We start from the raw sequence: 25,875 nt of genomic DNA on the forward strand, positions 1-25,875 counted from the left end.
AATTAGGTTAATTTTAGACTATGAAACATATATCACTACTTGTGCTGAACGATGCCACCGTAACCAGTATTGATGGTACATTCCAGATACTCTCACGCATCAATGACTTTCAAAAGTACCAGGGCAAACCGCCCTATTATACCATTGAACTGGTGGCACTGGAAAGTCAGACAGCCATTAACCATGGCTTGTATACCATACAAGCCAATAAGCTGTTGAAAGAAGTAACTCATACCGATGTGGTGATCATCCCCACCATCTGCGGCGACTTCAACAAGATCATTGCCGCCAACAAAGACTACAGCGACTGGATCATCCAACAATACCATAAAGGAGCAGAGATCGTAAGCCTATGCGTAGGTTCTTTTTATTTAGCATCTACCGGCTTATTGGATGGCAGGAAATGCGCCATCCATTGGGCAGCTGCCAACGAGTTCAGCAGCATGTTTCCCGCAGTAAACCTGATTACCGATAAGATCATTACCGATGAACAAGGCATCTATACAAGCGGCGGCTCTTACTCTTACCTCAACCTCCTCTTGTACATTATAGAAAAGCACCTGGGCAGGGAGATGTCCATACTGGCAGCAAAGATGTTTCAGATAGATATTGAGCGAAAGACACAAACACAGTTTGCGATCTTTGTAGGTCAAAAGCAGCATGGTGATGAGGCCGTCGTCAATGCGCAGGAATTTATAGAGACCAATTACCAGGAAAAACTAACTGTTGATGAGCTCAGTGAAAAGAATGGCGTTGCCAGAAGAACATTTGAAAGGAGATTCAAAAAGTCCACCGGCAATTCTGTGATCGAATACATCCAGCGTGTAAGAGTAGAAGCCGCCAAGCGACAATTAGAAACAAACCGGAAAACCATCAACGAAGTGATCTATGAAGTAGGTTATTCTGATGTAAACGCCTTCCGCTCCGTCTTCAGAAAATACACCGGCTTGTCCCCCATCGATTACCGCAACAAATACAGATCATAAGCCCAGCCTGTCGATCTTCTCCCGGATCGTATCTTTCTCTGTTTGTGTTTTGGCCAAAGACCAGGCTTTCTGTAAATGCTCACCGGCCTTTTTATTGTCGATCGTGCTATACAACTCACCCAGCAGGATAAAGTAAAAATGGTTATCCGGCATATCCAATTGTGCTGCCGCTGCCAGCGCCGCCTTACGCCCCCGTGCTTTGTACAACGCAAATACCCGGTTGAGCGCCACCCCGGGAGAATAATTTGCTTGCAGCAACAGGTCATACAATTGCAAAATGCTGCCCCACTTTTCCTGTGTATCTTCTTTTTGACAATGCCAGCGCGCAATGCCCGCCTCCAGGTGATAGGAACTTATTTCCAACCCCTCTGCCGATACGTTCAGGAAATGATCGCCCTGGAGGATCAGTTCCTGGTCCCATAACTCCTCGTCCTGCTGTTCGTATAAGATCGGGTTGCCCGTACTATCCTCCCTCGCTGTAAAACGCGATGAATGATAACACATCAACGCCATCAGCGCATTTGTTTTAGGCAGGTTCGTACTGTCAAACTCCGTCAGCAGCCAGCCCAGCCGCAAAGCCTCCAGGCAAAGGTCTTTCCGCAATACCTGGTTTTGTGTTTTGGAATAATATCCTTCGCTGAACAGCAGATAGATCACATGCAGCACATTGTCGAGCCGCCTGATGATCTCGTTTTCTGCTGGCAGTTCCATCTTAATGTTTTCGGCCCGCAGCTTTTCTTTGGCCCTGAATAAACGCTTGTTGATCGTCTCCTTATTGCTCAGGAATGCTTCCGCAATCTCATCAATGCCAAAGCCACACAAAATACGCAACGCCAATCCTATCTGCGCCTCTCCTGCAATAACAGGATTGCAAACAGCAAAAAGCATTTGCAGCTGACTATCCTTGATATTCTGCCCCGAGAAGTCCGGCTCAGCCATTACTTCCTCCGCTTCCTGCTCTGCCCGGATCACAGGCATTACTTTCTTTTCAAGTATCTTATTGCGCCGGAAATGATACAATGTCTTTTGCTTGGCTACTACATACAACCAGGCCGTTGGATTGGCTGGCATCCCCTTCATACCCCAGGACTCTGCCGCCTGCAAAAATGTTTCACTCACAATATCTTCTGCGATCTCCATATGCTGCAATCCGAATTGCTTACTGATAACAGCTACCATCTTGGCAAACTCCTGTTGAAATAATTGCTTGATCGATTCGTATTGCTTTTCCATATACATTGTAAAACCTTGCTTGTCCAACAACAGGCTTCGTTGATGAACACAAAGTTCGGGATTTCAAATATACTTTCTTTACATGTAACAAGACAATTCACAGAGAGCAGGAAGAAGAAGCATAAGCAGGATGAAAAGAGGTCCTTATACTGTGATTTTAATCAGTACAGCAGATCAAAAATTTGGGTAGATGTTAACAGTCTACTATCTTTGTCTACTAAATAAGTAGACTTATACTTAATACCTGTACCAAATCAACAATTATGTATTCCGTAACAACCAACTACCTGCTCCACCGCAGCATCAGTGCTTATCAGCACGGCTCAGTGTATCGCTGTTAATCCAATCACACGTCTAGCGAAGCACAAGCCCACCCACGGGTCAACAAAGCCAGCGCGTATGGCTGTTCTGTCAATATCGACAAACAGGCCGCAATACGCATGCCGGTGTTTGCGGGCACCCTCATTATTTAAACTTTTAACGAAACCGAATGAAGCAACGTCTCCGGATGTGGCTAATGGCCATTCTATTGCTGCCATTGCACATCTTCTCCCAGAATGCCACCTCTACCATCAATTCTGTGCTCCATGGCAGGGTCACAGATCTCAAGACCGGTACACCCCTGGCAGGCGCCAGTATCAGTATCAAAAACACCACCCACAGTGTGGTCACCGATGGGCAGGGTAAATTTACTTTCAGAACAGGTCAGAAGCTGCCCTATATCCTTATTGTCACTTATATCGGATACAAACCCCAAACCATTACCGTTGCTGCTGAAGATGTGGAGATAAAACTCGAAGAACTGGCCAACCAGCTCGAAGATGTGGTAGTAACCGGCGTAGCCGAAGGCACCAGCCGCAAAAAGTTGTCCTTTGCACTCACCAAGGTCAGTACCGAACAACTGAATACCGTTCCGGCCACCGACGCCTCCCAATCACTCAGGGGCAAAGTAGCAGGCCTGCAAATTGACCAGGCAGCTGGCAACCAGGGCGCCACTGTATACCTCCGGGGCGCCAAATCCATCAATGGCAATATTGCTCCCCTGCTTGTAGTGGATGGATTTGTGACCGGTCTCGGCCTTTCCGACCTCAACCCGCAGGACATCGAATCCATTGAGGTGGTAAAAGGAGCCGCCGCTTCTGCCCTCTATGGTACCCGTGGCGAAGGCGGTGTTATCCAGGTGATCACCAAAAAAGGAAGAGGCCTCAATAAGGTCAATATCACCATCGACAATGAATACGGCATCAGCAATGTACAACGCACTCCGCCCACTTCACAATATCATTTCTATAAAGTCAATGCCGATGGTTCTTTTGTCCTGAGCTCAGGCAACAACAGGACCCTCGACCTGAAGGACAATGGCTTTTCCCTCAATCAGCACCCCTACACGAAGTACAACGACAACGTGAACAATATGCTGAGCAATAACCCCTACTTTACCAATTTCATTTCCGTATCCACTGCCGGCGAAAAATACAACCTGTATGCCTCCTTCCAAAACCAATCCAAAGGAGGTATAGCCGGCCCCATTTCTCCCGACACCAGAAGGACAGCCTTACTCAATGTTGGCTTCAAGCCCAACAAGAATATTGAAGCAGAAGTGACCGTTCAGTATTTCAACCGCAATACCCCTTCCTCTTCCCTTTCTTCCAGCGGTGCAGGATCAGTACTGTATTCAGCATTGTTGTATGAGCCTTTTATTGACCTTACCGAAAGACAGGCCGATGGGAAATATGCCTTCAAGCCATTTGGCTTCGATATCCAGAAATTCAATGTAGGCAATCCCTTCTACCAGCTCAGCTACCGCGAATACTCCAACATCAGCAACAACTTCCTGATCGGCGGTAGATTAAAATACAAGTTCTCTAAGAAGCTATCTGCCGAAGTGAGCGGCGCTTTCCAGAATGAATATGCTGAAACAGAAGACTACTACCCCGTAGGTTACCAGACACTCACCCCCGAGGTCACCAGGAACAATGGTTATTATGGATTGTCCAACGACCGTATTGCTTCAAAGAATGGACAGCTACAATTGAATTACAATGATCACTTTGGTGATTTTGATTTTGGTGTCAACCTCAAATCCGTATATGAAGAATCACGCGTGACCGGCATCAGCGCATCAGGTTACAACCTCAGTGCGCCCGTAAAAAGTCTCAATGTAGTGGAAGCAGCTACCCGCTCCAACTCCTCTTCCTGGAGCCAGTTGGTGAACTATGGTTACTTTCTCAATATCAAGTCTGCCTGGAAAAACAAAGTATTCCTCGATGTATTGGGCCGCTTGGACTTAAGCTCCCGCTTCGGATCTGATGTAGCCACTGCTTTCTTCCCCAGAGCCTCCGTAGCGTATCGCATCACCGAAGATGTAGACCTCGGCGTAGTAACCGATCTTAAAATACGCGCAGCCTATGGACAAGCTGGAAGCCTGCCCTCCTTCGGCGCCAAAGAAAGCCGGGTCTCCCTGTCAAGTTCAGGAGGCGTTAGTTACACCAGGAGAGACAATACCGACCTTACCCGGGCTGTCACATCTGAAGTGGAAGTGGGTATCGATGCCGTGCTTTTCAACCGCATCAATATCCAGGCAAACTATGCACGCGCTACCAGCAAGAATGATTTTATCAGCGTACCGCCATTCCCACCCACTACCGGCACTGCCAGCATATGGGACAACCTGGGCGAAGTAAGGTCCAGCTCCTATGAACTGGAAATAAACGGTAATGTGATCAACAAAGGAAAATGGCAATGGAATGCCGGCGCCACCTTTAGCCGCGTAAGAAGCAAGATCACCTCCCTGGGCGATGTGCCCGAATTTACCTCCGGTGACTTCCGGAAAGCAGCCGGCATCAGCCCCTACTCTTATTATGGCTACAGCATCCTGACCAATCTTTCCCAATTGCAGGTGGATGACAAAGGCTTTGTATCCAATGCAGCTGGCGGCACTTTGCGCCCTGATGAGTTTACCGTAAACAAGCTGGGATTTGTGGTATTGAAAAGCCAGATCGGTACCGCCGCAGAAACACCTGTCTTCTATCAAAATGCTGCTACCGGCAACAACAAAGTGATCGGTGATGCACAAGCCGATTTCCAGGTAGGCTTTAGCAACACCGTAAGTTGGGGACCTTTCTCTCTGTACGCAGTACTCGACTGGAAACAAGGCGGACAAAAATACAATGAGACCGTCAACTACCTCACTTACCAATACAGGTCCACCTTCACCGATAGAGCCGTAGCAGCCGGGCTACCCCTGCCCTTCACTACCGCAGTATTCAATGCCCAGCAAACCACCGATTACTGGATAGAGAACAGTGGGTATGTATCACTGCGTGAAGTGTCCCTGGGTTATCAGTTGCCCGTACAAAAACTGGGTGTAGGCCGCGTGCTGAAGGGCGCGAGGTTATCCCTCATCGGCCGCAATCTCTATACCTGGACCGATTTCACCGGTGTTACACCAGAAGGCTGGGATATCGACTTCTATGCTTATCCCATTTTCCGCACCTTCAGCGGAAGACTCACGCTTAACTTTTAAATAAAAGACCATGAAAAAAATAATCTATATAGCCCTTTCTGTTTCCTTGTTGGGTGCCTGCAAAAAAATAAGTTTTGACGATCCCTCCTCTTTCACCAATGAGGAAGCCAATACCCTCATTCGTGACCTGGGATACAAATTAGTAACCAGCAGCATTCAAAACACATTCAATACCACTACCAGCGCTGCCGGTACACATTTCAGTTTGCTGGCCGATCAAACCACCAATACCAATGGTAATTCCTCCTGGTGGGATTTTGCCAATGAGCCGCGCCTGCGTCTCAACAACAATGCTTCCTATCGCGGAGCCACCACCTGGAATACTTTCTATAACAATTTTTACCAGGCCAATCTCGATGCTACCATTGCACTCGACATTATAGAAGTACAGAAAAAAAACATCCTCGACAACCTCGGCAACGACCGCACCAAAGATTGTCAGGTAGCTGCTTATTTCTCTAAAGGTGTGGCGCAAGGCTACCTGGGTGTCATCTTCGACAAGGGGATTATTGTGGATGAAGCCAACCTGTCAACCCGCGCCTTTCCCAATTCCTACAAGGAATTGATCGCAAACGGGCTGAAGCTGATCGATAAGTCCATTCAACTGGCCGAAGAGAGCCCCAATCTTAAATTTGACTTCCTGACAGGTGTTACTATCACCAGAACAACATTTATTCAATTGGCCAATTCACTCGCTGCCAGAATACTTTCGTCCCAGCCACGTGATAAAGTAGAAGCAGCCGCCCTGGGCGATGCACATTGGAACAAAGTACTCGCTTATGCGGCCAAAGGTGTTACTGCCGATTATACCATCGCTACCGTAACAGGCGGTTATTACAACCAACTTGTGTCTAACCTCGTACAGCGCAACACCGATGGTTCAGGCTGGCTGGCGCCCGATCTGAAGATCGCCTACCTGGCCGATAAGACAGGCAATACCCCTCCATTCTATCCATCATCGGGCGTGTTGCCTCCCATCACCTCCGATGACCAGCGCTTTGCCGAATACTTTGGTTATACCCCCAGCTTTGGCATTATGCTGGAATCACGGGGCAGGGGCCTGTTCACCAATTATTACCGTATTCGCTGGTACAATACCCGTAATACCCTGAACACACCAGGTGCTATCAATCCTTATTTCCTGTTGGAAGAGATACGTCTTTTAAAAGCTGAATCAAAATACTGGCTGAAAGACTATACAGGCGCCGCCAGTGAGCTCAATGCAGCTACCGCTTCACGTATTGCAAAAGGCAAGTTGCCTCCCGTGGCAGCCACAGAAGCCGATCTTAAAAAAACCCTGCATTATGAATATGCCATCGAGATCGATGATGCAGGTGGAGCATTTATTCCTTTCACCTTCATGCGCAGGAATAACCTGCTCATCGGTGGCACGCCTACCCAATACCCCCTTCCACAATTGCAACTGGAATTAACCAAAAACAACGTGTATACCTACGGCGGCAAAGCCTTCTTTGGAGAAAAGGGAAGTTATGGAGAGGTAGCTACCGCTCCCAATGAAGGATGGAAAGCATCCGAATAAACAGTCATTATTCGTAAATCATCTTCTAACAATAAAACAGTGTATATGATCAAACAGTCGATAAACCCAACTACCAGGACCTCCCTGGCCCTGCTCAGCCTCCTGGCATTTATTGCCAGTTCAGTAACAGCCCTGGCCTATCCACCTAAGGAGCTCATCAAAATAAAAGGCGAAGCGGTGGGTTTCGCCAACGAAAAGAAGATCTATCTCCAGCGCTATTACAACAAGATGTTCTTTGTGATTGATTCATCCGTTGTAAAAGACGGGAAGTTCTCTTTCTCCGCAAAACTCGAAATACCCGAGCTATACGGCATTACCGATGATCCCACAGAGCTGTCCGGACTCTTCGTTTTTATTGATACAAAGAATGAATTGGCCATCCGCTACGATACTGCCAGGGGAGGCCGCAATTCAACCATCACTGGCTCACCGGCAGCAGACCGTTACAAACTATACCAGCAGAATGCCAGGAATACCAACATAGAGCAGTTTATCAAGGAGCAGCCTGCTTCTATTGTATCTGCCTTTGTTTTGTATCGCTATTTCTCTCCCAGCCTTTCTGCCGAAGAGGTAGTAAAATATACCAACCTGCTGGATAAATCGTTGGCAGAAACCCAATACGTAAAACTCCTGAAAGAGCTGCCCACTGCTTTGCGCAGCACAGCTATTGGCCAACAGGCGCCCGACTTTGAACTACCCGCCCCCGATGGCAAACTGGTAAAACTATCCGATCATTTTGGCAAGTACCTATTGGTGGATTTCTGGGCCGCCTGGTGCGGTCCCTGCAGAAGAGAGAATCCAAACATTGTAAGGGTCTTCAATAAATACAAAGACAAAGGTTTCTCTGTATTTGGTGTCTCACTCGACAGTAAAAAAGATGCCTGGATACAAGCCATCCAAAAAGACGGACTCAACTGGCCGCAGGTCTCTGACCTTAAGTTTTGGGAAAGCGGCCCGGCAAAATTGTATGGTATCAGGGGCATCCCCGGCAATGTACTCCTCGATCGTTCCGGAAAGATCATCGCCCGCAACCTGCGCGGCGAAGACCTCGAAAAGAAACTGGCAGAGCTCCTGAATTAAAAGAACGACTGCCATAATGGGCTTCTAACATAGCACCCGATGCTAAATATATAAAAGAAGCGAGGCGTATTGATCCTGATCAGTACGCCTCGCCTCTTTTACTTCAACTGCTATTATTGATAAACAGGTCGTATTTCAACACTTCCACCTGTATCCAATGCAGGGCAGCCGTTGGCTAAAGCAGTAGCTGCTTCCAGGCTTTCGGCCTTAACGATCATAAAGCTGCCCAGCCGCTCCCTGATCTCCACAAAAGGGCCATCCGTGATCACCCCATCAGCCCTCAATACCTTACCTTCTTCTGCCAGGCGAATGCCTGTTTGTATCAAATGGCCTCCTGTACTGATACCACCTACCCAATACTGCCATTTCTTTTGCAGGTTCTGCATGTCAGTGGGTGATGTTTTGCTATAGTCATAACTGGGCTGGCGAAATAATAACATAAATTCTTTCATGAATGTAAATTAAATAATGTTGAACATTTGTGTTTACATATCAATAATGACCGGGCCAGGACCAATTGGACAGGAGGGAGCTAATATTTTTTTAGATTGCTATAAAATATTGAAGACCAGCACAAGCGAAGCATATAAATCTGGCGTATTGTTGGCCTCTTTGAAGCAAATTCATTTGTCGTGACACCGTAGCGATAATCCTTTAACAAAGATCTAAAGAGGATAATCACTTATTGCCATGGCCGACCTTTCAAACAACTCAGGATAAAACATCACCAGTCCGGAGTCATCTACTTTAATAAGCGCCTCAAAGTCATTAGGTACATTTTCAAATTTATAGAGACCACTGCCTTGCCAGGTATATTGTTGTGATACCGGCCTTACTGTTTCACCAAGCACATCAATGTACACTACTTTTATGGGATGCGTTGGTTGGTGGGTAAAATCAAGCCTGCGTATAGGCAAAGTATTTGTAAAGCAGGTAAGCGTAATATCCACATCCATGCACCCTTCAAATTGGGGAGCAGGCGAATCATTCAACGACCAGTGGCCCTTCAGATCACTCCGCAAATGGACCTTTTTTACCTTGTTACCCAACTGGTACATAACATCCAGCCGTTCCGTTTCCCACCTGCTATTGGCATAGAGTTGATAGGCTACCTGGTAGATAATGCCTTCATAATGCCCAATAATGACAGACTTAACACTTACCCCCTTCTCTGTGGTATTTAAAATACAGTTCTCCAAAGAATGGTATTCAATTCCTTGCCAGATGATATTTTGCTGCATAATGCTACTCACATGCAAACACCATTCCCGCTAATACCATCGGTCGATCCCCGTTATAATCCACAGGCTTATTCTCCATTCGTCAGCCTCAATTGTTCAATACTTTCAACAATAGGTTAACATTTATTTCAGTAAATCCAGCACCTTGTACATTTTCTTTACCGCTTCACTCGATGATCCGTCATAATTGTTGACGATAATAGCATACGTATACGACTTTCCGTCTTTGGCAGCATGGTAACCCGCAAAAGCCCGGGCGCCGCCAATAGAACCGCTTTTCATCTTCATGCCATTGTATTCTGGCAGGCAGTTGTAGAAAGAGGAGTACCAGGGTCTTGTTTTGGCATATTGCAACACTTGTACCAGGGCGCCCGTAGTCACCCGGTTCTGCGGCGAGAGACCACTGCCATCCTGGATATGAATAGCAGCTTTATCAATTCCCTGCTGCTGCCAGAAGTTGCGTACTACTTCCACTCCTTTCTCCGTAGAGCCATATCCTTCCTTTTCATAAGCGAGGGATTTCACCAGCGCTTCTCCGTACAGGTTAATGCTCCGGCGCAGGAACCAGTAATTGATGCTGTCCAGGGGCGGCGAAAGCAATACCCCTATCTGCTGCTGCATCGCAGGCCATGTTTCCCGATTGGTTGTTTTGTCAATAAAGAGCTTCATGACTCCTTCCAGTTTGATCTTCTGTACAAGGAAGGCATTGCCCAGTTCACGGGCAAATTGCATAGGTGGATTCGACAGAGACCCTGAAATGCTAAAGGCTTCTCCCAGCGGCACTGTTCCCTGGGTAAATCCTTGCTGTGCATAGGGTGCACGATAGATATACCCATTATCACCACTACCCTTTTTACCCGTGGTGATCAGGTTCAATAATCCCTCCTCCTGCAGCTCAGGGCTGGTACCAATTATTGTGGTTGGCTCTCCTTCCGCATTGCCGGGCTTGAGTGTAAGGTCATACTGGTTTTCACGCCAATTGATCCCCCAACATCCCGCACCATAATAATTGCCGATATCATCCCATATCCAGCCACCAGGAATAGGTTGAATGGAAAAAGCCGAATCATTCAACAATACCCTGCCACTGATCTTACTAATCTTTTTTTCTCTAAGAATAGCCACCATCCTTTGCAGCACGGTATCAGGTTTTGTTTCCTTCCACCGCCAGCTACCGAAGGAAGGATCACCATACCCATTAATATGCAGGTCCCCATTTAACACACCTCCTTCTATCTTTCCATTATACCCTATCACTGTTTTGTATTGGTACCCCTTGCCCAATAGTTCAAAAGCTGCCGCACTGGTAAACAACTTCTGCGTACTGGCAGCCGCAAGTCCCACATGTTGGTTGTGTTCATACACAGGCTTACCTGTTTGCGCGTCTACCACATATAGACTGAAGAGGGCATATTTCATAGTAGAGTCAGCTTCCAATTGCCTCACCGCTTCTGCCAGTTTCTGCGGAAGAGATTGCGCTGCAACCAGGAACGTATTGATCACACAGGCAAAAAGAAAGAGAATCTGCTTCATGAACGGCTTCCATTTAATTGTTCGCCAACGTAAGCAAAATTTCCGAACCGGCAATGAAGTGCCTGGCATCACCTCCGCCCCTATCAACTTTTCAACTTGTTAACCTGTCACCCACATCCCCTACCTTTGTTCCCCAATTACCAAATTATGGAATCCGTTTTTGCATCGATTATCACCATTGGCGATGAACTATTGATTGGACAGGTAGTGGACACCAACAGCGCGTGGATGGCCCAGGAACTGAACAAAGCAGGTATATGGCTCAAACGACGCGTAGCAGTAGGAGATGACAAACAGGAGATCATCAATGCCCTCGAAGATCAGGCGCGCGACACCCACATCATCCTCATGACAGGCGGACTAGGCCCCACCGCCGATGACATTACCAAACCTGTGTTAAACGAATACTTCGGCGGAAAGATGGTAGTGGATGAAAAAACACTGATCCATATCCAGCATTTGTTTGCCAACATATACCGCCGCCCCCTCACCGATCGCAACCTGCTGCAGGCAGAAGTGCCGGATGTTTGTACCGTACTGCCCAACAAACGCGGCTCTGCGCCCGGCATGTGGTTTGAAAAAGACGGAAAAATATTCATATCCCTCCCTGGTGTACCTCATGAAATGAAAGGAATAATGACCGAAGAGGTATTACCCAGGCTGCAACAGCATTTTACCATGCCGTTCATTGCCCACCGCACCATGCTCACTGCAGGGATCGGGGAAAGTTACCTGGCCGATATCATCCAGCCCTGGGAAGAAAAACTGCCCGCCCACCTGAAATTGGCCTACCTGCCCAATTACGGAATGGTGCGTTTGCGCATCACCGGCTCCGGGGCCGATAAAGAACAACTGGACCGCGACCTGGATACAGAGTTTGCCAAAGTAAAAGTGCTGGCAAAAGAATGGATGGTCATTGATGAGGACCTCCCCTTAAATATGGTGGTAGGCAAGCTGCTCAAAGAACAGGGTAAAACCATGTCAACTGCTGAAAGCTGTACCGGAGGATATATTGCGCATCTCATCACCTCCATACCTGGCTCCAGTGCTTATTATAAAGGAAGCGTGGTGGCTTACGCCAATGAAGTGAAAGAAAACCTGCTGAAAGTAACACCCGGCACACTCGCCACAGCAGGCGCTGTGAGCGAAGAAACAGTAAAGCAGATGGTCAAAGGCGCCCTGGATGCCCTTCATACCGATTATGCATTGGCCATTTCCGGCATCATGGGTCCCGATGGCGGTTCTCCTGAAAAACCAGTCGGGCTGGTTTGGGTAGCCATTGGTAACCGGGAAAAAACAGTGACCCATCAGTTCAATTTCCGCTTCGACCGGATGCGGAATATTGAAATAGCTGCCAACCACAGCCTCAACCTGTTAAGAAAATTTATTGCAGAACAAGGCTAAGGCGAACGATTGTTAGCAAAATCATTACCTTTGGCACTTTGGGAACAAAAACTAAAATCATAAAACCAGAAATTCATTATGGCAGTTGTTGACCTGGTGATGCCTAAGCTGGGCGAAAGCATTATGGAAGCCACGGTTCTAAAGTGGCACAAGCAACCCGGCGATACTGTGAAGATGGATGAGACCGTGCTGGAAATAGCCACGGATAAGGTGGATAGTGAAGTACCCTCAACCGCCGAAGGCGTAATAGAAGAAATTTTGTTCAACGTCAACGATGTGGTGCCCATTGGCACCGTGATCGCCCGCATACGCACAGGAGCCGCTGAACCAGCCGCCCCGGCACAAAAGCCACAGCAGCCAACAGTCAGCAGCCAGCCTGCCATACCTGTTGTGGAACAGCCCGTAACTGCCAGCCGCCAGCCGGCCACTGTGAATGGCACCAGCGCCAATCGCTTTTATTCCCCCCTCGTACTCACCATTGCCGCAGGCGAAGGCGTAAGTATGAGTGAACTGGAAAACATTCCAGGCACAGGCAATGAAGGCCGGGTAACGAAGAAAGATATTTTACAATATGTAGAAGCAAAGCGCACTGGCAAAGTCGGCACCTATACTGAAAAAGTTACCAGCTACGAGCAGAAGCCAACATCGGCCCAGCAGCAGGCCCAGGTAGTGAACGTCCAGGAACAGAAGCCGCTCGCAGCTGTATCTTCCTATTCCGGCAATGTAGAGATCATTGAAATGGACCGCATGCGCAAGGCCATTGCCAACCATATGGTGAATAGCAAGGACATCAGCGCCCACGTAACCAGTTTCACAGAAGCCGATGTAACCAACATGGTATTGTGGAGAGAACGCGTGAAAAAAGAATTCGAAAAACGCGAGGGTGAAAAGCTCACGTTCACTCCCCTGTTTATTGAAGCCGTGATCAAATGCATCAAGAAATACCCCTGGCTCAACAGCAGTGTGGATGGAGATAAGATCATTATCAAAAAAGATATCAATATCGGTATGGCGGCTGCCTTGCCTTCCGGTAACCTCATCGTACCCGTGATCAAAAATGCAGACCAGCTCAACCTCGTAGGCCTCACCAAGCAGGTAAATACCCTGGCCAATAATGCACGCAATGCAAAATTGAAACCAGATGATACACAAGGCGGTACCTTCACCCTTACCAATGTAGGCACCTTCGGTAGCCTGATGGGTACACCCATCATCAACCAGCCCCAGGTAGCCATTTTAGCAGTAGGAGCTATCAAGAAAAGACCCGTAGTCATTGAAACAGATCAGGGAGATTCTATCGCGATCCGCCATATGATGTACCTGTCTATGTCATACGATCATCGAATTATAGACGGCGCTCTGGGAGCCACCTTCCTCAATGCCGTTGCCAAAGAACTCGAACATTTTAACCCTGACAGGGAAATTTAGTGTTGTGTTGCTGGCTATTTTAAGCAAAAAGCCTGGGCGCAAGCCCGGGCTTTCTTATTTTATTCAGTAATACGGTAGGGCCGCTTCCCCAAGAGCCAAAGGTGGGTCGCTTTCCCAAGGGCCAAAGGTGGGTCGCTTTTCCAAAGCGGCTCACCTTGCCTGATCATGATTATTTAGACGGAGCGCCAAACTTCAGGCGCTCATACCTGATCCTGGTGCCAAAGAAACGCTTGTACTTTATCACAAACAGGTTATCATATTCACTATCCTGCAGATCGGCGGGAATGGTATTTGCATTGGTAAGCCCGTTCACAATATTGTCTACCGTGTTGCTGTGGCCAACAATGAGCGTATTGTATTTTATGGCCTTTAGCTGCCTTATAAAGGCCGAATCAGGCAGGGGGCCATAAGTTTGTATGCTCAGCGAACGGAAGCTCCGCAGGGGCTCTGCCGTGGTCCTGGTACGCACCGTGTTGGTAGAAAAAATATATTCTATTTTTTTATCCTGTAATACCTCTTTCAAAGCCTGCGCCCGCTCCTGTCCGGCCTCGCTGAGCGGGGGATCATTAGGCGTAGACATAGTGGTTCCGGGAGATGCAACAGCCTTTTCCGCATGGCGTACTACATAATAAGTATGGCCGCAGGACGTTAGCAATAAGAACAAGGCTAAAACAGTGAGAATTGGTTTCATTTATGGGGTTTTAACATTTTAAAATTAAACGTCATTTCGTAACAGCCGTCTATTTTCGTATATTCAATTTACCGCTAAACCAAATTACCTGATGAATTGACCATGCTATCGCCCGATTGTTGCACCATACGACTAGAAACAGGCTTAGCAGTACCCGATAGCACCGGCCACCTCATCTGATCTTAAATTATTACCAGATGAAGACACTCTCCGAAACCTGGTTTGCCGATGGTTACATTGACTTTGAGCTCAAAAAGTACACCCTGCTGGCTTATTTACAGGAAGTAAACAAGTATTTTGACGCCAATAGGCTCTATCCCCAGCTGGCAGACATTATTTTCCACTATAATAACCTGGTAGCCTTCCGCGAAAACAAGAAATACCTCCAGGAACAGTTCCCCAAAAAACTCACCGGTATCCAGCTCGAAAAGCTGCAGGTATTATACGAACAGATCATCGAAGATGATGAAATGATGCAGGAACTGGAAGACATCATCAATTACTCTACCGGCGAGATGAAAACCGCCATCAGCAATGGTACAGAGATCTACGAGTTTGTGGAGAATAAACTCACCATTTTCCCCGTAGGCCTCATTCCCCTGGATGTTCGACAGGGTTATTTCTTCCTGAGTGAAGGTACCCACCGCAACACTCGTGTGTACCAATACCGCCTCAGTATTTTTGAAAAGCACGATGAGAAATACAGGGCTATAAAAACGGACTATATCGACCAATGGGAAAGGAATATCGTCAACACCTACGAGAATATTAAGGCCGAACTGATCCGCAACAAAAGAGACCTGCCCAACCCGGCCGTCTATTCCATAGAGACCGAACTTACCTTCCCCGTGGACGAGACCTTACTACCCGTGGCAAAACGTAGCCTGGTAAGGTATATTTCCACGGCGGCATAAGAGAAGTCGGGAAGTCAGTAAAGTCCGAAAGTCAGTAAGCATGTTCGATTTGATCGAAGATACTTACTGACTTTCGAATTTCTGGTCTTACGGACTTCCGGTCTTACCGACTTCCGGACTTCTGCCTTCTGTATTATTCTAAATTCTGTATTCTATATTCTGTATTCTCTCCTCAAAATCCTTTCTTCTCTTCCAGCTCCGTACCCCAGTCAATCCCTTTATCCGTAGCAGGTACACCTTCCGCGATCCATTTGGCAGCCGGTGCTCCTTTCAGGAAATGGTCGAAGAACTGCGCCAGGCGGATGCTGAGGTCTTTGCGGTTCCTTCTTTCCACCAGGTTATGGTCTTCTCCATTGTATTGCAGCATCCAGGCTTTCTTACCCAGGCGGCGCAAGGCAGTAAAGTATTCTATGCCCTGGTACCAGGGAACGGCGCCATCTGCATCATTGTGCATAATGAGAATGGGAGTCGTCACCTTATCAGCCTTGAACAAAGGAGAGTTCTTCAGGTACAGGTCTGGTTTCTGCCACAACGTAGCACCAATACGGCTTTGCGAATGCTCATACTGGAACTGGCGGTTCAGGCCTGTTCCCCAGCGAATACCACCATAGGCGCTCGTCATATTGGCCACCGGAGCGCCGGCGCCTGCCGCAGCAAACATCTTTGTCCGCGTTACCAGGTAAGCTACCTGGTAGCCACCCCAGCTTTGTCCCTGGATTGCCATCTTGGTAGAATCAACCCAGGGCATTTTAGCCATGTGTTTGGCAGCCGATACTACTGAGTTATAAGCGCTTTCACCAGGCTCTCCGTTCTTATAATAAATATTGGGATCGAATACCAGGTATCCGTTACTGACAAAATAAGCAATGTTTACCGTAGAGGCGCTGGGTGCAGGAGCACGATAGTTATACAAGCCATCCGCGTCCTGTTCGTAGAAGTAGAAAATAACCGGATACTTCTTTTTAGGATCGAAGTTCTCAGGCTTGAATAACAATCCCTCTGCTTCTTTACCATCAAACATTTTCCATTTTACCAATTCCGAGGTGAGCCAGTTATAATCCTTCTGTTGTGGATTAATGGAACTGAGCCGCGTGAAGTTCTTAAAGTCCGATGTAGTAAATACATTGGCAGCTTCCTGCACATTCATACGTCCAAGAACAAAAGCATCAGCCTGCTTTGCCTTAACCGGAGGTATATGTGAATAAGGCTCCATTGATAACTGGATAGGATCACCAGCAACATTGATCTTCTTGGTATAATAACCATCGTATTTATTGGTACGGTTGAAGGCATCCAGCAGTATTTGCTCATCCGCTTTCAGGAAACGTGCTTCCCGGTCAGTACGCACATAACGCAATACCGTTCTATTCTTCTTACCATAGCCACCCGTTACATTCACGGGAAGCTTCTCACCTGTTGGATCTACCTGCCATATATCATAACGATCGTTGATCAATACAGCGGCATCATTCTCCAGCCAGCCCGCTGTACCGAAAGAAGAGGGATCATCCGGATGATCATCTTCATCATCATACAAATGCGTTGGCACTTTTTGCGTAATATTCCTGATGGTACCCGTACTTACCTGGTAAGTGAAATACTGTTTGCCAGGCATATCGTACCAGATCACAAAATTGCCTTTGGGAGATACACTAAAGAATCCTCTTTGCTTCTCTTTCACCAGTTTCTTCGAACCATCTTCCGTAGAGATGATATAGGCCCTTTGACGGGCAAATCCCTGCCATTGTGCTTCTACCCGGTTGCCTTTGCTGGAAGTACCCAATACAAAATTGGCATTTCCTTCATCTACCAGTTGAATATTCTCAGAGCTGTCAGTTCCCAGTTGAACCACTTTACCCGATGCAATATTCAATACCGAGGTATAACTTCTGCGCAGATCATTATTTAACTGTACCAATTGTTGCGGCTGCAGGTAATCATCATTATAATGCCAGATATCCAGGCGGGCCGTTTCAAAATCAACCAGGGTAGTGTCCTTAGGCTTTCTTATTTCTGCCAGACCAAAGAATAGTTTCTTAGCATCTTTGCTGAAAGTGAGCACGTAATTCTCACTCACACTAAGCCCTTTGCTTACACCAGCCGTAGAACGGTCTACCTGTATACGGGCACTGTCCATCCCCGGCTTATAATACCACAGCTTATAGAATTTGAGCAGCGCTTTCGTCACACTATCCCTTTCTGCTACGAATGCAAGTTGAGATCCTGTTTCATCCAGTGACACACTTTTCAGGTCATTGAATTTACGCATGATCGTATCCACTTTACCATCGGGCAAGCTGGTCCATAACAAGGCCGGAGCAGATGCGTTATTGCCATTCTGCTGCGTTGTTTTCAGGATCAGTACATTACCAGTCTGACTGAAATAATAATCACTTACCAGCTTATATATCTTTTCTTCCCCGGTATAAAGGTTACGCAATACGAGTTCAGTTCCTTCTTCCCCATCACTGGCAGCTGAAAAACTGGCGCCACCACCAAAGCGGCCTCCACCACGACCGCCACCGCCGCCGGCAGCTGGCCTGTTCCCGGCATTCGGTGCACCTGCTGCTGCATTATTATTGCCGGTATTGCTTCCTGCACCAGCTTCTCTCCTGGAAGCTGGCTGCAAAACAGCCAGTCCCTTTGTTTGCGCTTCAGTCACCTTTTTACGCAGGCTGTCTGCCACACGCGCCAGGCTATCTGCCGCACGCATAAGATTATTCAGTTGAGTAAGAGAATCCGGTCTTCCTGCAGGCCTCGTTGCTTCAGGCAGCGGCTTATCCAACAGGTAGGCCATCCATTGACCAGTCCCTTTCTCTGGTGATTTAAACGATTTGACACGGGCTATTTTTGTTACGCTGTCCTTACCCAACTCCACAATGCCCAGGCTGTCCTTAGGCATATCATTGGGTGTCTTCTTTTTGATCCGGGCGTCGCGCGTATCCTTGAAAAGCGGGCGTATCTTAAAGATGGCAAAACGATTGTCTTCCGTAATGGTGGCGCTATAGCCACGGGGCACTTCTTTCTTCCAGGAATTGTCAGCAGCCTGGAGCACCAGCGTACCATCCCCTTCCTGGGGTGTTACAGCATAAACCACATATTTTCCATTGTTGCTGATGGCCCGCTCACCGATGCTTTGCCAGCCATCGTATACAGAGTGATCGAGCGGCTTTTTTTGCGCCATGACCGAAAGGGAGCATAGCAAAACCGGTAGCAGGTAGTAGGATCGTCTCATTTTTTTGCGTTGGTTTGGGAATAAAATTAGGCTAAAGTACTATTGGACGGTTTTTATCATCAGGCATTGTGGCCGCTCATAAAGAAACAGCAATGCCGGCTGGCTCACCAGCCAGGCCAATCCCTTGAGTTATACGCTCGCTACCTGGGGCACTTTTTTATGTTCGCGGTATACAAGCCAGGTTTGTAACAACACCGATAGCACAATGAATAATAAGCCAATATAAAAAGCGCCCGTGAGCAGCTTATCTTCCCGGTATACGACAAAAGCCAGCGCAATGCCATACAGCGGTTCCAGGTTATAGGTAAGATTGACAGTAAAGGCCGATATTTTCCGGAGCGCATTCATCGACAGGTTAAATGCCAGCACCGTACAGAACCAGGCCAACACCAGCAGCCACCCAAGGTCACTGAGCGTAGGTAATATATGATCAGGTGGAAAATATTGTAAATAAAAGGGCAGCAATACACTGAGGAAAAGAAAGCCCCCGCTCAATTCATACAAGGTCACCGTTTCCGTAGTATGCCTTTGCAACAACTGCCGGTTACAGATCGGGAAGATACTGCCCAGCAAGGCCGAAATAAGCCCTACGATGATGCCGGTTTTGTATTGCGGATCAAAGTGAAAGATCAGAGATATGCCCACAATGGCAATGAGTCCCAGCAGCAGTTCCGTCCAGTTCATTTTCTTGCGTACAATAAGCGGCTCAATGATGGCTGTAAAAAATCCGATGGCAGAAAAGCAAACAAGGGCAACAGATACATTGGAGTATTTGATACTTCCATAGAAAGTGACCCAATGCAGCGCAGCAATAGCGCCAACACCCGTGATCTTCATGATCTCCCCAAAGGAAATCCGCTGTAATTTTTTCCGGAGAAAGAACAGGACCCATAAAGTAAGGGAGGTAAAAAGAAGGCGGTACCATACCAGCAATCCTTCATTCAAGGTAATTAAGCGGCCCAGGATGCCAGTAAATCCTGCCAGGAGCACAGCACCATGTAACTGAAGAAACGCTTTACGCATGCGGCAATATAGTCTGAAAGTCGGAAAAAGTCAGAAAGTCAGTAAGTATCTTCGATTAAATTGAACATACTTCCGGTCTTTCAAACTTGCGTTTTCCGGACTTACGGTCTTTCCGACTTCCGGACTTACTTAACCCATTTGATTTTTTGATCATCCCGTTGCATGGCGGGAAACACAGAAGTAGAGCTGTTGTTTTTAACGCGGTTGCGGTAGTCTTTGAAGAGACTGTACCAGCGGAGTTTGAGTACGCCAAGAATTCCTTCTTTGACAATGCCCTTGTGCATTTTGGAAGCGCCAAACTTACGGTCTTCGAAAATGATGGGCACTTCTTTGATCGTAAAGCCCAGTTTCCAGGCAGCAAATTTCATTTCGATCTGGAAAGCATAACCCAGGAACCGGATCTGGTCGAGGTTGATGGATTCCAATACTTCAGCCCGATAGCAAACAAAGCCAGCTGTGGTATCTTTTACCGGCATCCAGGTGATCAGCCGGGTATACAGAGAGCCTCCTTTGGAAAGTAAGATCCGGTTGCGCGGCCAGTTGACCGTACCACCACCCGCTACATAGCGGGAGCCAATAGCCATGTCAGCACCCTGCTTACAGGCTTCATACAAACGTTGCAGATCCGCAGGACTATGGGAAAAGTCGGCATCCATTTCAAAGATGAAACGGTAGCCGCGTGCCAGAGACCATTTAAAACCATGAATATAGGCCGTACCCAGACCCAATTTACCGGTTCTTTGTTCGAGGAATAACTGCCCGGGATAGTTTGATTGCAATGCCTTTACAATAGCAGCAGTACCGTCTGGAGATCCATCATCTATGACCAGTACATGAAAATCCTGCCGCAAGGCAAATATTGCGTCAATGATCAGCGCAATATTTTCGCGTTCATTATAAGTGGGTATGATTACTATTTTTTCCAAATCGGGCAATCAATGAGATTCACAAATTTACGACAATTACGGGGCTGGTTTTTACCCAAATTCCCCACATAAGGATTTTAGCCCTTCTTTAACAAGGTCCTATTGAATATCTCGGTGAGTTTCTGCTTGGTATGCATAGGAAAATCTCCTTTCATCATCCAATCATAATATTGAGGTTCAGCCTTTAGCACATCAGCTACCGCCCTTCCCTTGTGTTTTCCGAAATTAAACACCTCTACCCCGTTCTCCAATACCATCCGGCGTGCAAAATCCACCGTATTATCCTCTCCTATTACCTTCAGGATGCTTTCCACCGTATTGCCCAGTTGAGGATATTTGACCACCTGTGCTTCCAGCACTTCCCAGGTAGCGGTGGCATCTGCTTCTGCACCATGCGCGCCTTCCAGGGTCTTATTGCAGTAAAATTTGTAAGCGGCGCTCAAGGTACGCTGCTCCATCAGGTGAAATACTTTCTGTACATCTACCAGGCGGCGCCCCTTGAAATCAAAATCCAGCCCTACCCGCAGAAATTCTTCTGCCAGCATCGGAATATCAAAACGGTTGGAATTATAACCCGCAAGGTCACAATTTTCTAAGAACTGTTTGATCTCATTGGCCACCTGCTTAAAAGTAGGTGCATCTTTTACCATCTCATTGGTAATTCCATGAAGATCGCTGGAAACAACCGAAATAGGTATTTCAGGGTTCAGCAGTTTGCGCTTTACCAGTTTGCTTCCGTCAGTTCCAATTTTCACTATGGCAATCTCAACGATTCGATCAGTACTAAGATTGATACCAGTGGTTTCCAGGTCGATGATCGCTAATGGCTTTGATAATTGTAACATCAATTTTGATATTGGGTTAATTCGTAACCTTTTTTGCAAATGTAAGCATATCTATCCCATCATAGTTACCTGAGCTCATCAAAAGCAAATTGGCGTTTTGGTATGACTGTGACTGCAACCATTGTACCAGTTCCTCTTTTTGATTCAATACCGCCAGGTCTTTTTTACCAAATCCTTCCACCACTTTTTCCCTGGGCAAGGGTGGCATACGTTTCAACTCCAAGGCATGGCCCGAATAAAAAACAGCAGCCGCATCCGCTTTATCCATAGCTCCATTGTATTCCTTCATAAACTGCTCATTCAGGCTACTATAGGTATGCAGCTCCAATACCGCAATGAGTTTACGCTCAGGATATTGCTGCTTGACGGCCTCCATAGTGGCTTTTACTTTCGAAGGCGCATGGGCGAAGTCGCGGTATACGATCGTCTGGTCGTTTTTAGCCAACAACTCCAACCGCTTGGATGCGCCGGTAAAGCTGGCCATTGCCTGTACAAAGGCAACTTCATCAACACCCAATTCACGACAAGCATACCAGGCTGCATACAGGTTCATGAGGTTATGATCACCAAAAACCTGCAGGGCTCCACTATGTGTACCGATACTAACGGTTGTTATACCTTTTTCGATGGTATGAGGAGGTATATTATAGGGCTGGTAACGTAGATCCTGGCGCTTGTTTTCTTCTACCAGTTTCTTTAATACCGGATCGGTATCATTATAGATCAGTAAGCCACCCGGCTCTATTTTATTGATAAAAATTACGAATTGTTCCAGGTAAAAATCGAAGGTGGGAAATACATTGATATGATCCCACGCTATCCCGGTGAGAATAGCGATATGGGGAAATAAGAAATGGAACTTGGGCCTCTTCTCCAAGGTGCTCGCAGGATATTCATCCCCTTCACAAACTATAACGGGAGCATCTGTAATGTTCACCGACTGATCAAACCCTTCCAGCCTGGCCCCTACCAGGTAATCAAATGCTTTACCAGTGTTTTTAAGTACATGCATGATCATGGAAGTGGTAGTCGTTTTACCATGACTACCGCCTACCACTAACCTCGTCTTTTGTTGGCTTTCCTGGTAAATGTATTCGGGGAAGGAGTAAATAGTAAGTCCCAATTCACGGGCCCGCTGCAATTCCGGGTTATCACCTTTGGCATGCATGCCCAAAATAATGGCATCAATGCTTGTTGTAATCTTATCAGGAAACCAGCCTGTGGCTTCCGGCAAGATGCCTGCATTGGCCAGGTTAGACCGCGCTGGTTCAAATATTTCATCATCACTGCCAGTAACAATATATCCTTTCCTTTTGAGCGCCAGGGCCAGTTGGTGCATCACACTACCGCCGATGGCTATAAAGTGTACTTTCATATGCTAAGCCGAAAGATAAGATTTTAATCGTTTTATACCTTATCTGGTATATTTTACTATCTATGTAACAATAAATTATGCTGGTTTCCGGTCTTTTTATTGTGCAAAGACTCCTATTTTTTTGCATCCCCCACTTGCAAGAACCGAATTTAGTTTGTTTCTTTGACCCATCAAACGCAATCACGCTTACCCACTCCAATCCCTATCAATTTCCGTACTCATCCCCTCCTCTGAAGTAGCCTAATCCGCTCCTCTGAATTTCCTGATGATCCTCGTTTTTTTATCCCTTGAATCTCCCATTCATCAGGCTTATTCTCAAACCTAAATACCACAAAAATGAAACGGATTTTGACTATTGTCGCTTTGATCATTGCAATCAGTGTAACCATTACTTCCTGCACAGCTTCAAAGGGCGGCTGCAAATCAACACAAGGAATGGTTGGCTATCGCTAAGCAATCAGCTTCGAAAGATACTTTTTTCTGGACGGCATCACAGTTTGTGGTGCCTTTTTTTATTCCATTACCTTTTTAATATCATTTCGACCTTCATTTCGATTTCGACCGAAGGGAGAAATCTGCTATCGAAGTAAAAGATTGCCCCCACTCCGCAGGGACTGCTCTCATTGCTAAAAAGAAAAAAGCCCTCCTGGGAACAGGACGGCCTCTAACGATTGCTTGCCATATGAAAAAAACTTATTTCTTCGTTGTGTCCACTGCATGAGCAGTAGTATCTACAGCCTTAGCAGTAGTATCTACAGGAGCAGGAGCAGTAGTATCTGCAGTAGCAGGTGCAGTTGCAGTAGTATCTTTAGTTTCTGTACCAGTTCCACCGTCATTGCAAGATGCTACGAATGCGCCAATTGCTAAAACTAACAGGAGCTTTTTCATTTGTACCGTTTTTTGTTTTGTTAACAGATGATTTAAGGATTAATACGCGAAAGAGAAAAAGGTAACCTCCCCCTTTAAAAAAATTTGTAAATATTTTTTAAACCCCGGGAACACAGTACTTTGCGCAGGATTGACCCGCTATTCCTGCATTTAGCCGGATTTTTGGGTTACTTCTCATTAATTTGGGTATTAATAATACGGTTTTAAGTGAAAACAGATCCCCGGGAAATAGCTTTATTGGAAGGACTGGCAAAAGATGACCGACAAGCCATTGAGACCATTTACAAGCAGCACTATAATATGGTGCAGGCCTTGATAATCAATAACAATGGTTCAGCAGACGATGCACGGGACATTTTCCAGGAAGCCATGATCGTATTGTATGAGAAAGCCCGGTCCGGAACTTTTGAGCTCAACTGCCTGTTAAAGACCTATATCTATTCCGTTTGCCGCCGGTTGTGGCTCAAACGGCTTCAACAGCAGCAAAAATTCGTTCCGGAAATGGATAGCCTCAGCGAAACCGTAGCGGTAGAAGAAGAACTGGAGATGCATGGACAGCGAAATACCGAATTCCAGATGATGGAGAAAGCCATGCAACACCTGGGCGAACCCTGCCGGAGCTTGTTGGAAGCTTTCTATATCCAAAAAAGGAATATGCTTGACATTGCGGGCCATTTCGGGTACACTAATGCCGATAACGCCAAAAACCAGAAATACAAATGTTTAATGCGGTTAAAGAAGCTATTCTTTGCCGCCTACAAAAACAATACACCGTAATGGAAGAAATGCAATTACTGGATGCTGTAGAGCGCTACCTGGCCAATGAAATGCCTGCTGAAGAGCGGAATTTCTTTGAACAATTGCGCAAAACCAATCCGGAAGTAGACCAAATGGTGGTAGAACACTCTATGTTCCTCCAACAGATGGATCGCTTTAGTGATTGGAAACAATACAGATCCACCCTCAACGAAGTACATAGCCACCTGGTGGATACCGGTTCCATCAAAGACAAAGCGCCCAAAGCCACCATCGTTCAGCTTTGGAAGAAATATCAGCGCGTGGTAGCCGTAGCCGCGTCCATTGCCGGCATTACTGCCCTTACCATCAGCGCCATCGTTTATTATTTCGCTCCCAAACCTGTCTCCGAGATCCGCCTCCTGTCACAGGAACTTGATAAGGTAAAAATTTCCCAGCAACGCACCGATCAGAAAGTGAACACCGCACTTATGGAAAAATCAGCGCCCTACAGGCCTGTAGCCAATCCTAAAAGTGGCGGCACCGGTTTCCTGATCGATGGCAAGGGATACCTCGTTACCAGCGCCCATATTGTGGCAGATGCCGACTCCGTATATATTCAAAATATCAAGGGCGATTATTTCAAAGTATCTACCTTGTATATTAATAAGCTGACTGATATAGCCGTACTCAAAATTGTAGACAGCCGTTATCAACCTGTCAAATCATTGCCCTATGCCCTGCAAAAGAACACCGCAGACCTGGGCGAAGAAGTATTTACCATGGGTTTTCCACGTCCCAGTTCCGAGATCGTCTACAATAAAGGTTACCTGAGCGCCAAAACAGGTTATAATGGCGATACCACTACCTATCAGCTGGCCATTTCTGCCAACCCTGGTAATTCAGGTGGCCCCATCTTTAACCATAGTGGTGAAGTGATCGGTATTCTCAGTGGCAAACAAACCACGGCAGAAGGAGTCATATTCTCCAGCCGTACGAAGAATATCTTTACGGCCTTGCATGAGATCAGGAAGGACAGTACCAATGAAGACCGCATTAAGTTGTTATTGCCCTCTTCCATTAAAGGCCTTGACCGTGTACAGCAGATCAAGAAGATTGAAGACTGCATGTTCATGGTGATACGTTACTAAACAACAATCGCACTTTCGCTGACAAGAAAGCTCCGCATTCAACCGCGGAGCTTTCTTTTTGCCCACAACCCTGTGCTGACAACATGAAAAAGCGCCCCATATGGAGCGCTTCCTATATAAT

General features: G+C 46.8%; 20 protein-coding genes. 9 read left to right on the plus strand and 11 right to left on the minus strand.

Annotation, left to right across the window (positions count from 1 at the left end):
* Positions 1-20: 20 nt before the first annotated feature.
* Positions 21-986, plus strand: a complete 966-nt coding sequence (locus D3H65_RS14380; RefSeq protein ID WP_119050976.1) for a GlxA family transcriptional regulator — start codon at positions 21-23, stop codon at positions 984-986.
* On the opposite strand, the gene D3H65_RS14385 is transcribed toward D3H65_RS14380, so the two are convergent.
* Complete coding sequence (locus D3H65_RS14385; protein WP_119054517.1) at positions 981-2,219, minus strand: RNA polymerase sigma factor; 1,239 nt, start codon at positions 2,217-2,219, stop codon at positions 981-983. The genes D3H65_RS14380 and D3H65_RS14385 overlap by 6 nt on opposite strands.
* Before the next feature lie 490 nt (positions 2,220-2,709).
* Between D3H65_RS14385 and D3H65_RS14390 the strand changes: the two genes are divergently transcribed.
* From D3H65_RS14390 to D3H65_RS14400, 3 genes are read left to right on the plus strand one after another with little or no spacing between them, the layout of a single operon-like run.
* Entirely contained in the window at positions 2,710-5,745 is a 3,036-nt protein-coding gene (locus D3H65_RS14390; protein ID WP_119050977.1) for a SusC/RagA family TonB-linked outer membrane protein, read from the plus strand.
* 10 nt (positions 5,746-5,755) lie between these two features.
* Positions 5,756-7,285, plus strand: a complete 1,530-nt coding sequence (locus D3H65_RS14395; RefSeq protein ID WP_119050978.1) for a RagB/SusD family nutrient uptake outer membrane protein — start codon at positions 5,756-5,758, stop codon at positions 7,283-7,285.
* A gap of 45 nt (positions 7,286-7,330) precedes the next feature.
* Complete coding sequence (locus D3H65_RS14400; protein ID WP_119050979.1) at positions 7,331-8,365, plus strand: TlpA disulfide reductase family protein; 1,035 nt, start codon at positions 7,331-7,333, stop codon at positions 8,363-8,365.
* Between the two features lie 113 nt (positions 8,366-8,478).
* Here the strand turns inward: D3H65_RS14400 and D3H65_RS14405 are convergent, their stop codons facing one another.
* The 3 genes from D3H65_RS14405 to dacB all read right to left on the minus strand — a co-directional run bounded on the left by D3H65_RS14405 (position 8,479) and on the right by dacB (position 11,139).
* Positions 8,479-8,817, minus strand: a complete 339-nt coding sequence (locus tag D3H65_RS14405; protein WP_119050980.1) for a YciI family protein — start codon at positions 8,815-8,817, stop codon at positions 8,479-8,481.
* Between the two features lie 213 nt (positions 8,818-9,030).
* A complete protein-coding gene (locus tag D3H65_RS14410) occupies positions 9,031-9,606 on the minus strand; it encodes a putative glycolipid-binding domain-containing protein (RefSeq protein WP_119050981.1) in 576 nt (191 codons plus the stop codon).
* Between the two features lie 123 nt (positions 9,607-9,729).
* The gene (dacB, locus tag D3H65_RS14415) at positions 9,730-11,139 is read right to left on the minus strand and encodes a D-alanyl-D-alanine carboxypeptidase/D-alanyl-D-alanine endopeptidase (RefSeq protein ID WP_162915629.1); all 1,410 of its coding nucleotides are present in this window, start codon (positions 11,137-11,139) and stop codon (positions 9,730-9,732) included.
* A gap of 147 nt (positions 11,140-11,286) precedes the next feature.
* On the opposite strand from dacB, the gene D3H65_RS14420 reads away from it, so the two are divergent.
* Positions 11,287-12,543, plus strand: a complete 1,257-nt coding sequence (locus D3H65_RS14420; protein ID WP_119050983.1) for a CinA family nicotinamide mononucleotide deamidase-related protein — start codon at positions 11,287-11,289, stop codon at positions 12,541-12,543.
* Between the two features lie 78 nt (positions 12,544-12,621).
* Entirely contained in the window at positions 12,622-13,971 is a 1,350-nt protein-coding gene (locus D3H65_RS14425; RefSeq protein WP_119050984.1) for a dihydrolipoamide acetyltransferase family protein, read from the plus strand.
* Positions 13,972-14,140: 169 nt separating this feature from the next.
* Here the strand turns inward: D3H65_RS14425 and D3H65_RS14430 are convergent, their stop codons facing one another.
* The gene (locus tag D3H65_RS14430) at positions 14,141-14,662 is read right to left on the minus strand and encodes a SixA phosphatase family protein (RefSeq protein ID WP_119050985.1); all 522 of its coding nucleotides are present in this window, start codon (positions 14,660-14,662) and stop codon (positions 14,141-14,143) included.
* A 197-nt stretch (positions 14,663-14,859) separates the two neighbouring features.
* On the opposite strand from D3H65_RS14430, the gene D3H65_RS14435 reads away from it, so the two are divergent.
* Positions 14,860-15,576, plus strand: a complete 717-nt coding sequence (locus D3H65_RS14435) for a hypothetical protein (protein ID WP_119050986.1) — start codon at positions 14,860-14,862, stop codon at positions 15,574-15,576.
* Between the two features lie 172 nt (positions 15,577-15,748).
* Here the strand turns inward: D3H65_RS14435 and D3H65_RS14440 are convergent, their stop codons facing one another.
* The 6 genes from D3H65_RS14440 to D3H65_RS14470 form a co-directional block, all read right to left on the minus strand.
* On the minus strand, positions 15,749-18,811 hold the full coding sequence (locus tag D3H65_RS14440) for an alpha/beta hydrolase family protein (RefSeq protein ID WP_162915630.1): 3,063 nt from the start codon (positions 18,809-18,811) through the stop codon (positions 15,749-15,751).
* A gap of 129 nt (positions 18,812-18,940) precedes the next feature.
* Positions 18,941-19,834 (minus strand): DMT family transporter, encoded by an 894-nt coding sequence (locus D3H65_RS14445; protein WP_119050988.1) that lies wholly within the window; start codon positions 19,832-19,834, stop codon positions 18,941-18,943.
* A 125-nt stretch (positions 19,835-19,959) separates the two neighbouring features.
* Complete coding sequence (locus D3H65_RS14450; RefSeq protein WP_211345686.1) at positions 19,960-20,760, minus strand: polyprenol monophosphomannose synthase; 801 nt, start codon at positions 20,758-20,760, stop codon at positions 19,960-19,962.
* A gap of 77 nt (positions 20,761-20,837) precedes the next feature.
* Positions 20,838-21,605 carry a 3'-5' exonuclease gene (locus D3H65_RS14455; protein WP_119050990.1) on the minus strand — a complete coding sequence of 256 codons (768 nt, stop codon included), beginning with the start codon at positions 21,603-21,605 and terminating at the stop codon, positions 20,838-20,840.
* Between the two features lie 16 nt (positions 21,606-21,621).
* Positions 21,622-22,980, minus strand: coding sequence for a UDP-N-acetylmuramate--L-alanine ligase (locus D3H65_RS14460; protein ID WP_119050991.1), 1,359 nt, complete (start codon positions 22,978-22,980; stop codon positions 21,622-21,624).
* 693 nt (positions 22,981-23,673) lie between these two features.
* On the minus strand, positions 23,674-23,868 hold the full coding sequence (locus D3H65_RS14470; RefSeq protein WP_119050993.1) for a hypothetical protein: 195 nt from the start codon (positions 23,866-23,868) through the stop codon (positions 23,674-23,676).
* A gap of 207 nt (positions 23,869-24,075) precedes the next feature.
* On the opposite strand from D3H65_RS14470, the gene D3H65_RS14475 reads away from it, so the two are divergent.
* Both D3H65_RS14475 and D3H65_RS14480 read left to right on the plus strand, forming a co-directional pair.
* Positions 24,076-24,645, plus strand: a complete 570-nt coding sequence (locus D3H65_RS14475) for an RNA polymerase sigma factor (protein ID WP_119050994.1) — start codon at positions 24,076-24,078, stop codon at positions 24,643-24,645.
* Positions 24,588-25,754 carry a S1 family peptidase gene (locus D3H65_RS14480; RefSeq protein ID WP_245999750.1) on the plus strand — a complete coding sequence of 389 codons (1,167 nt, stop codon included), beginning with the start codon at positions 24,588-24,590 and terminating at the stop codon, positions 25,752-25,754. Before D3H65_RS14475 ends, D3H65_RS14480 begins: the two co-directional genes overlap by 58 nt.
* The last annotated feature ends 121 nt before the right edge of the window (positions 25,755-25,875 follow it).

It is taken from the genome of Paraflavitalea soli, assembly GCF_003555545.1.
In the GTDB taxonomy this organism is placed as follows: Bacteria; Bacteroidota; Bacteroidia; order Chitinophagales; family Chitinophagaceae; genus Paraflavitalea; species Paraflavitalea soli.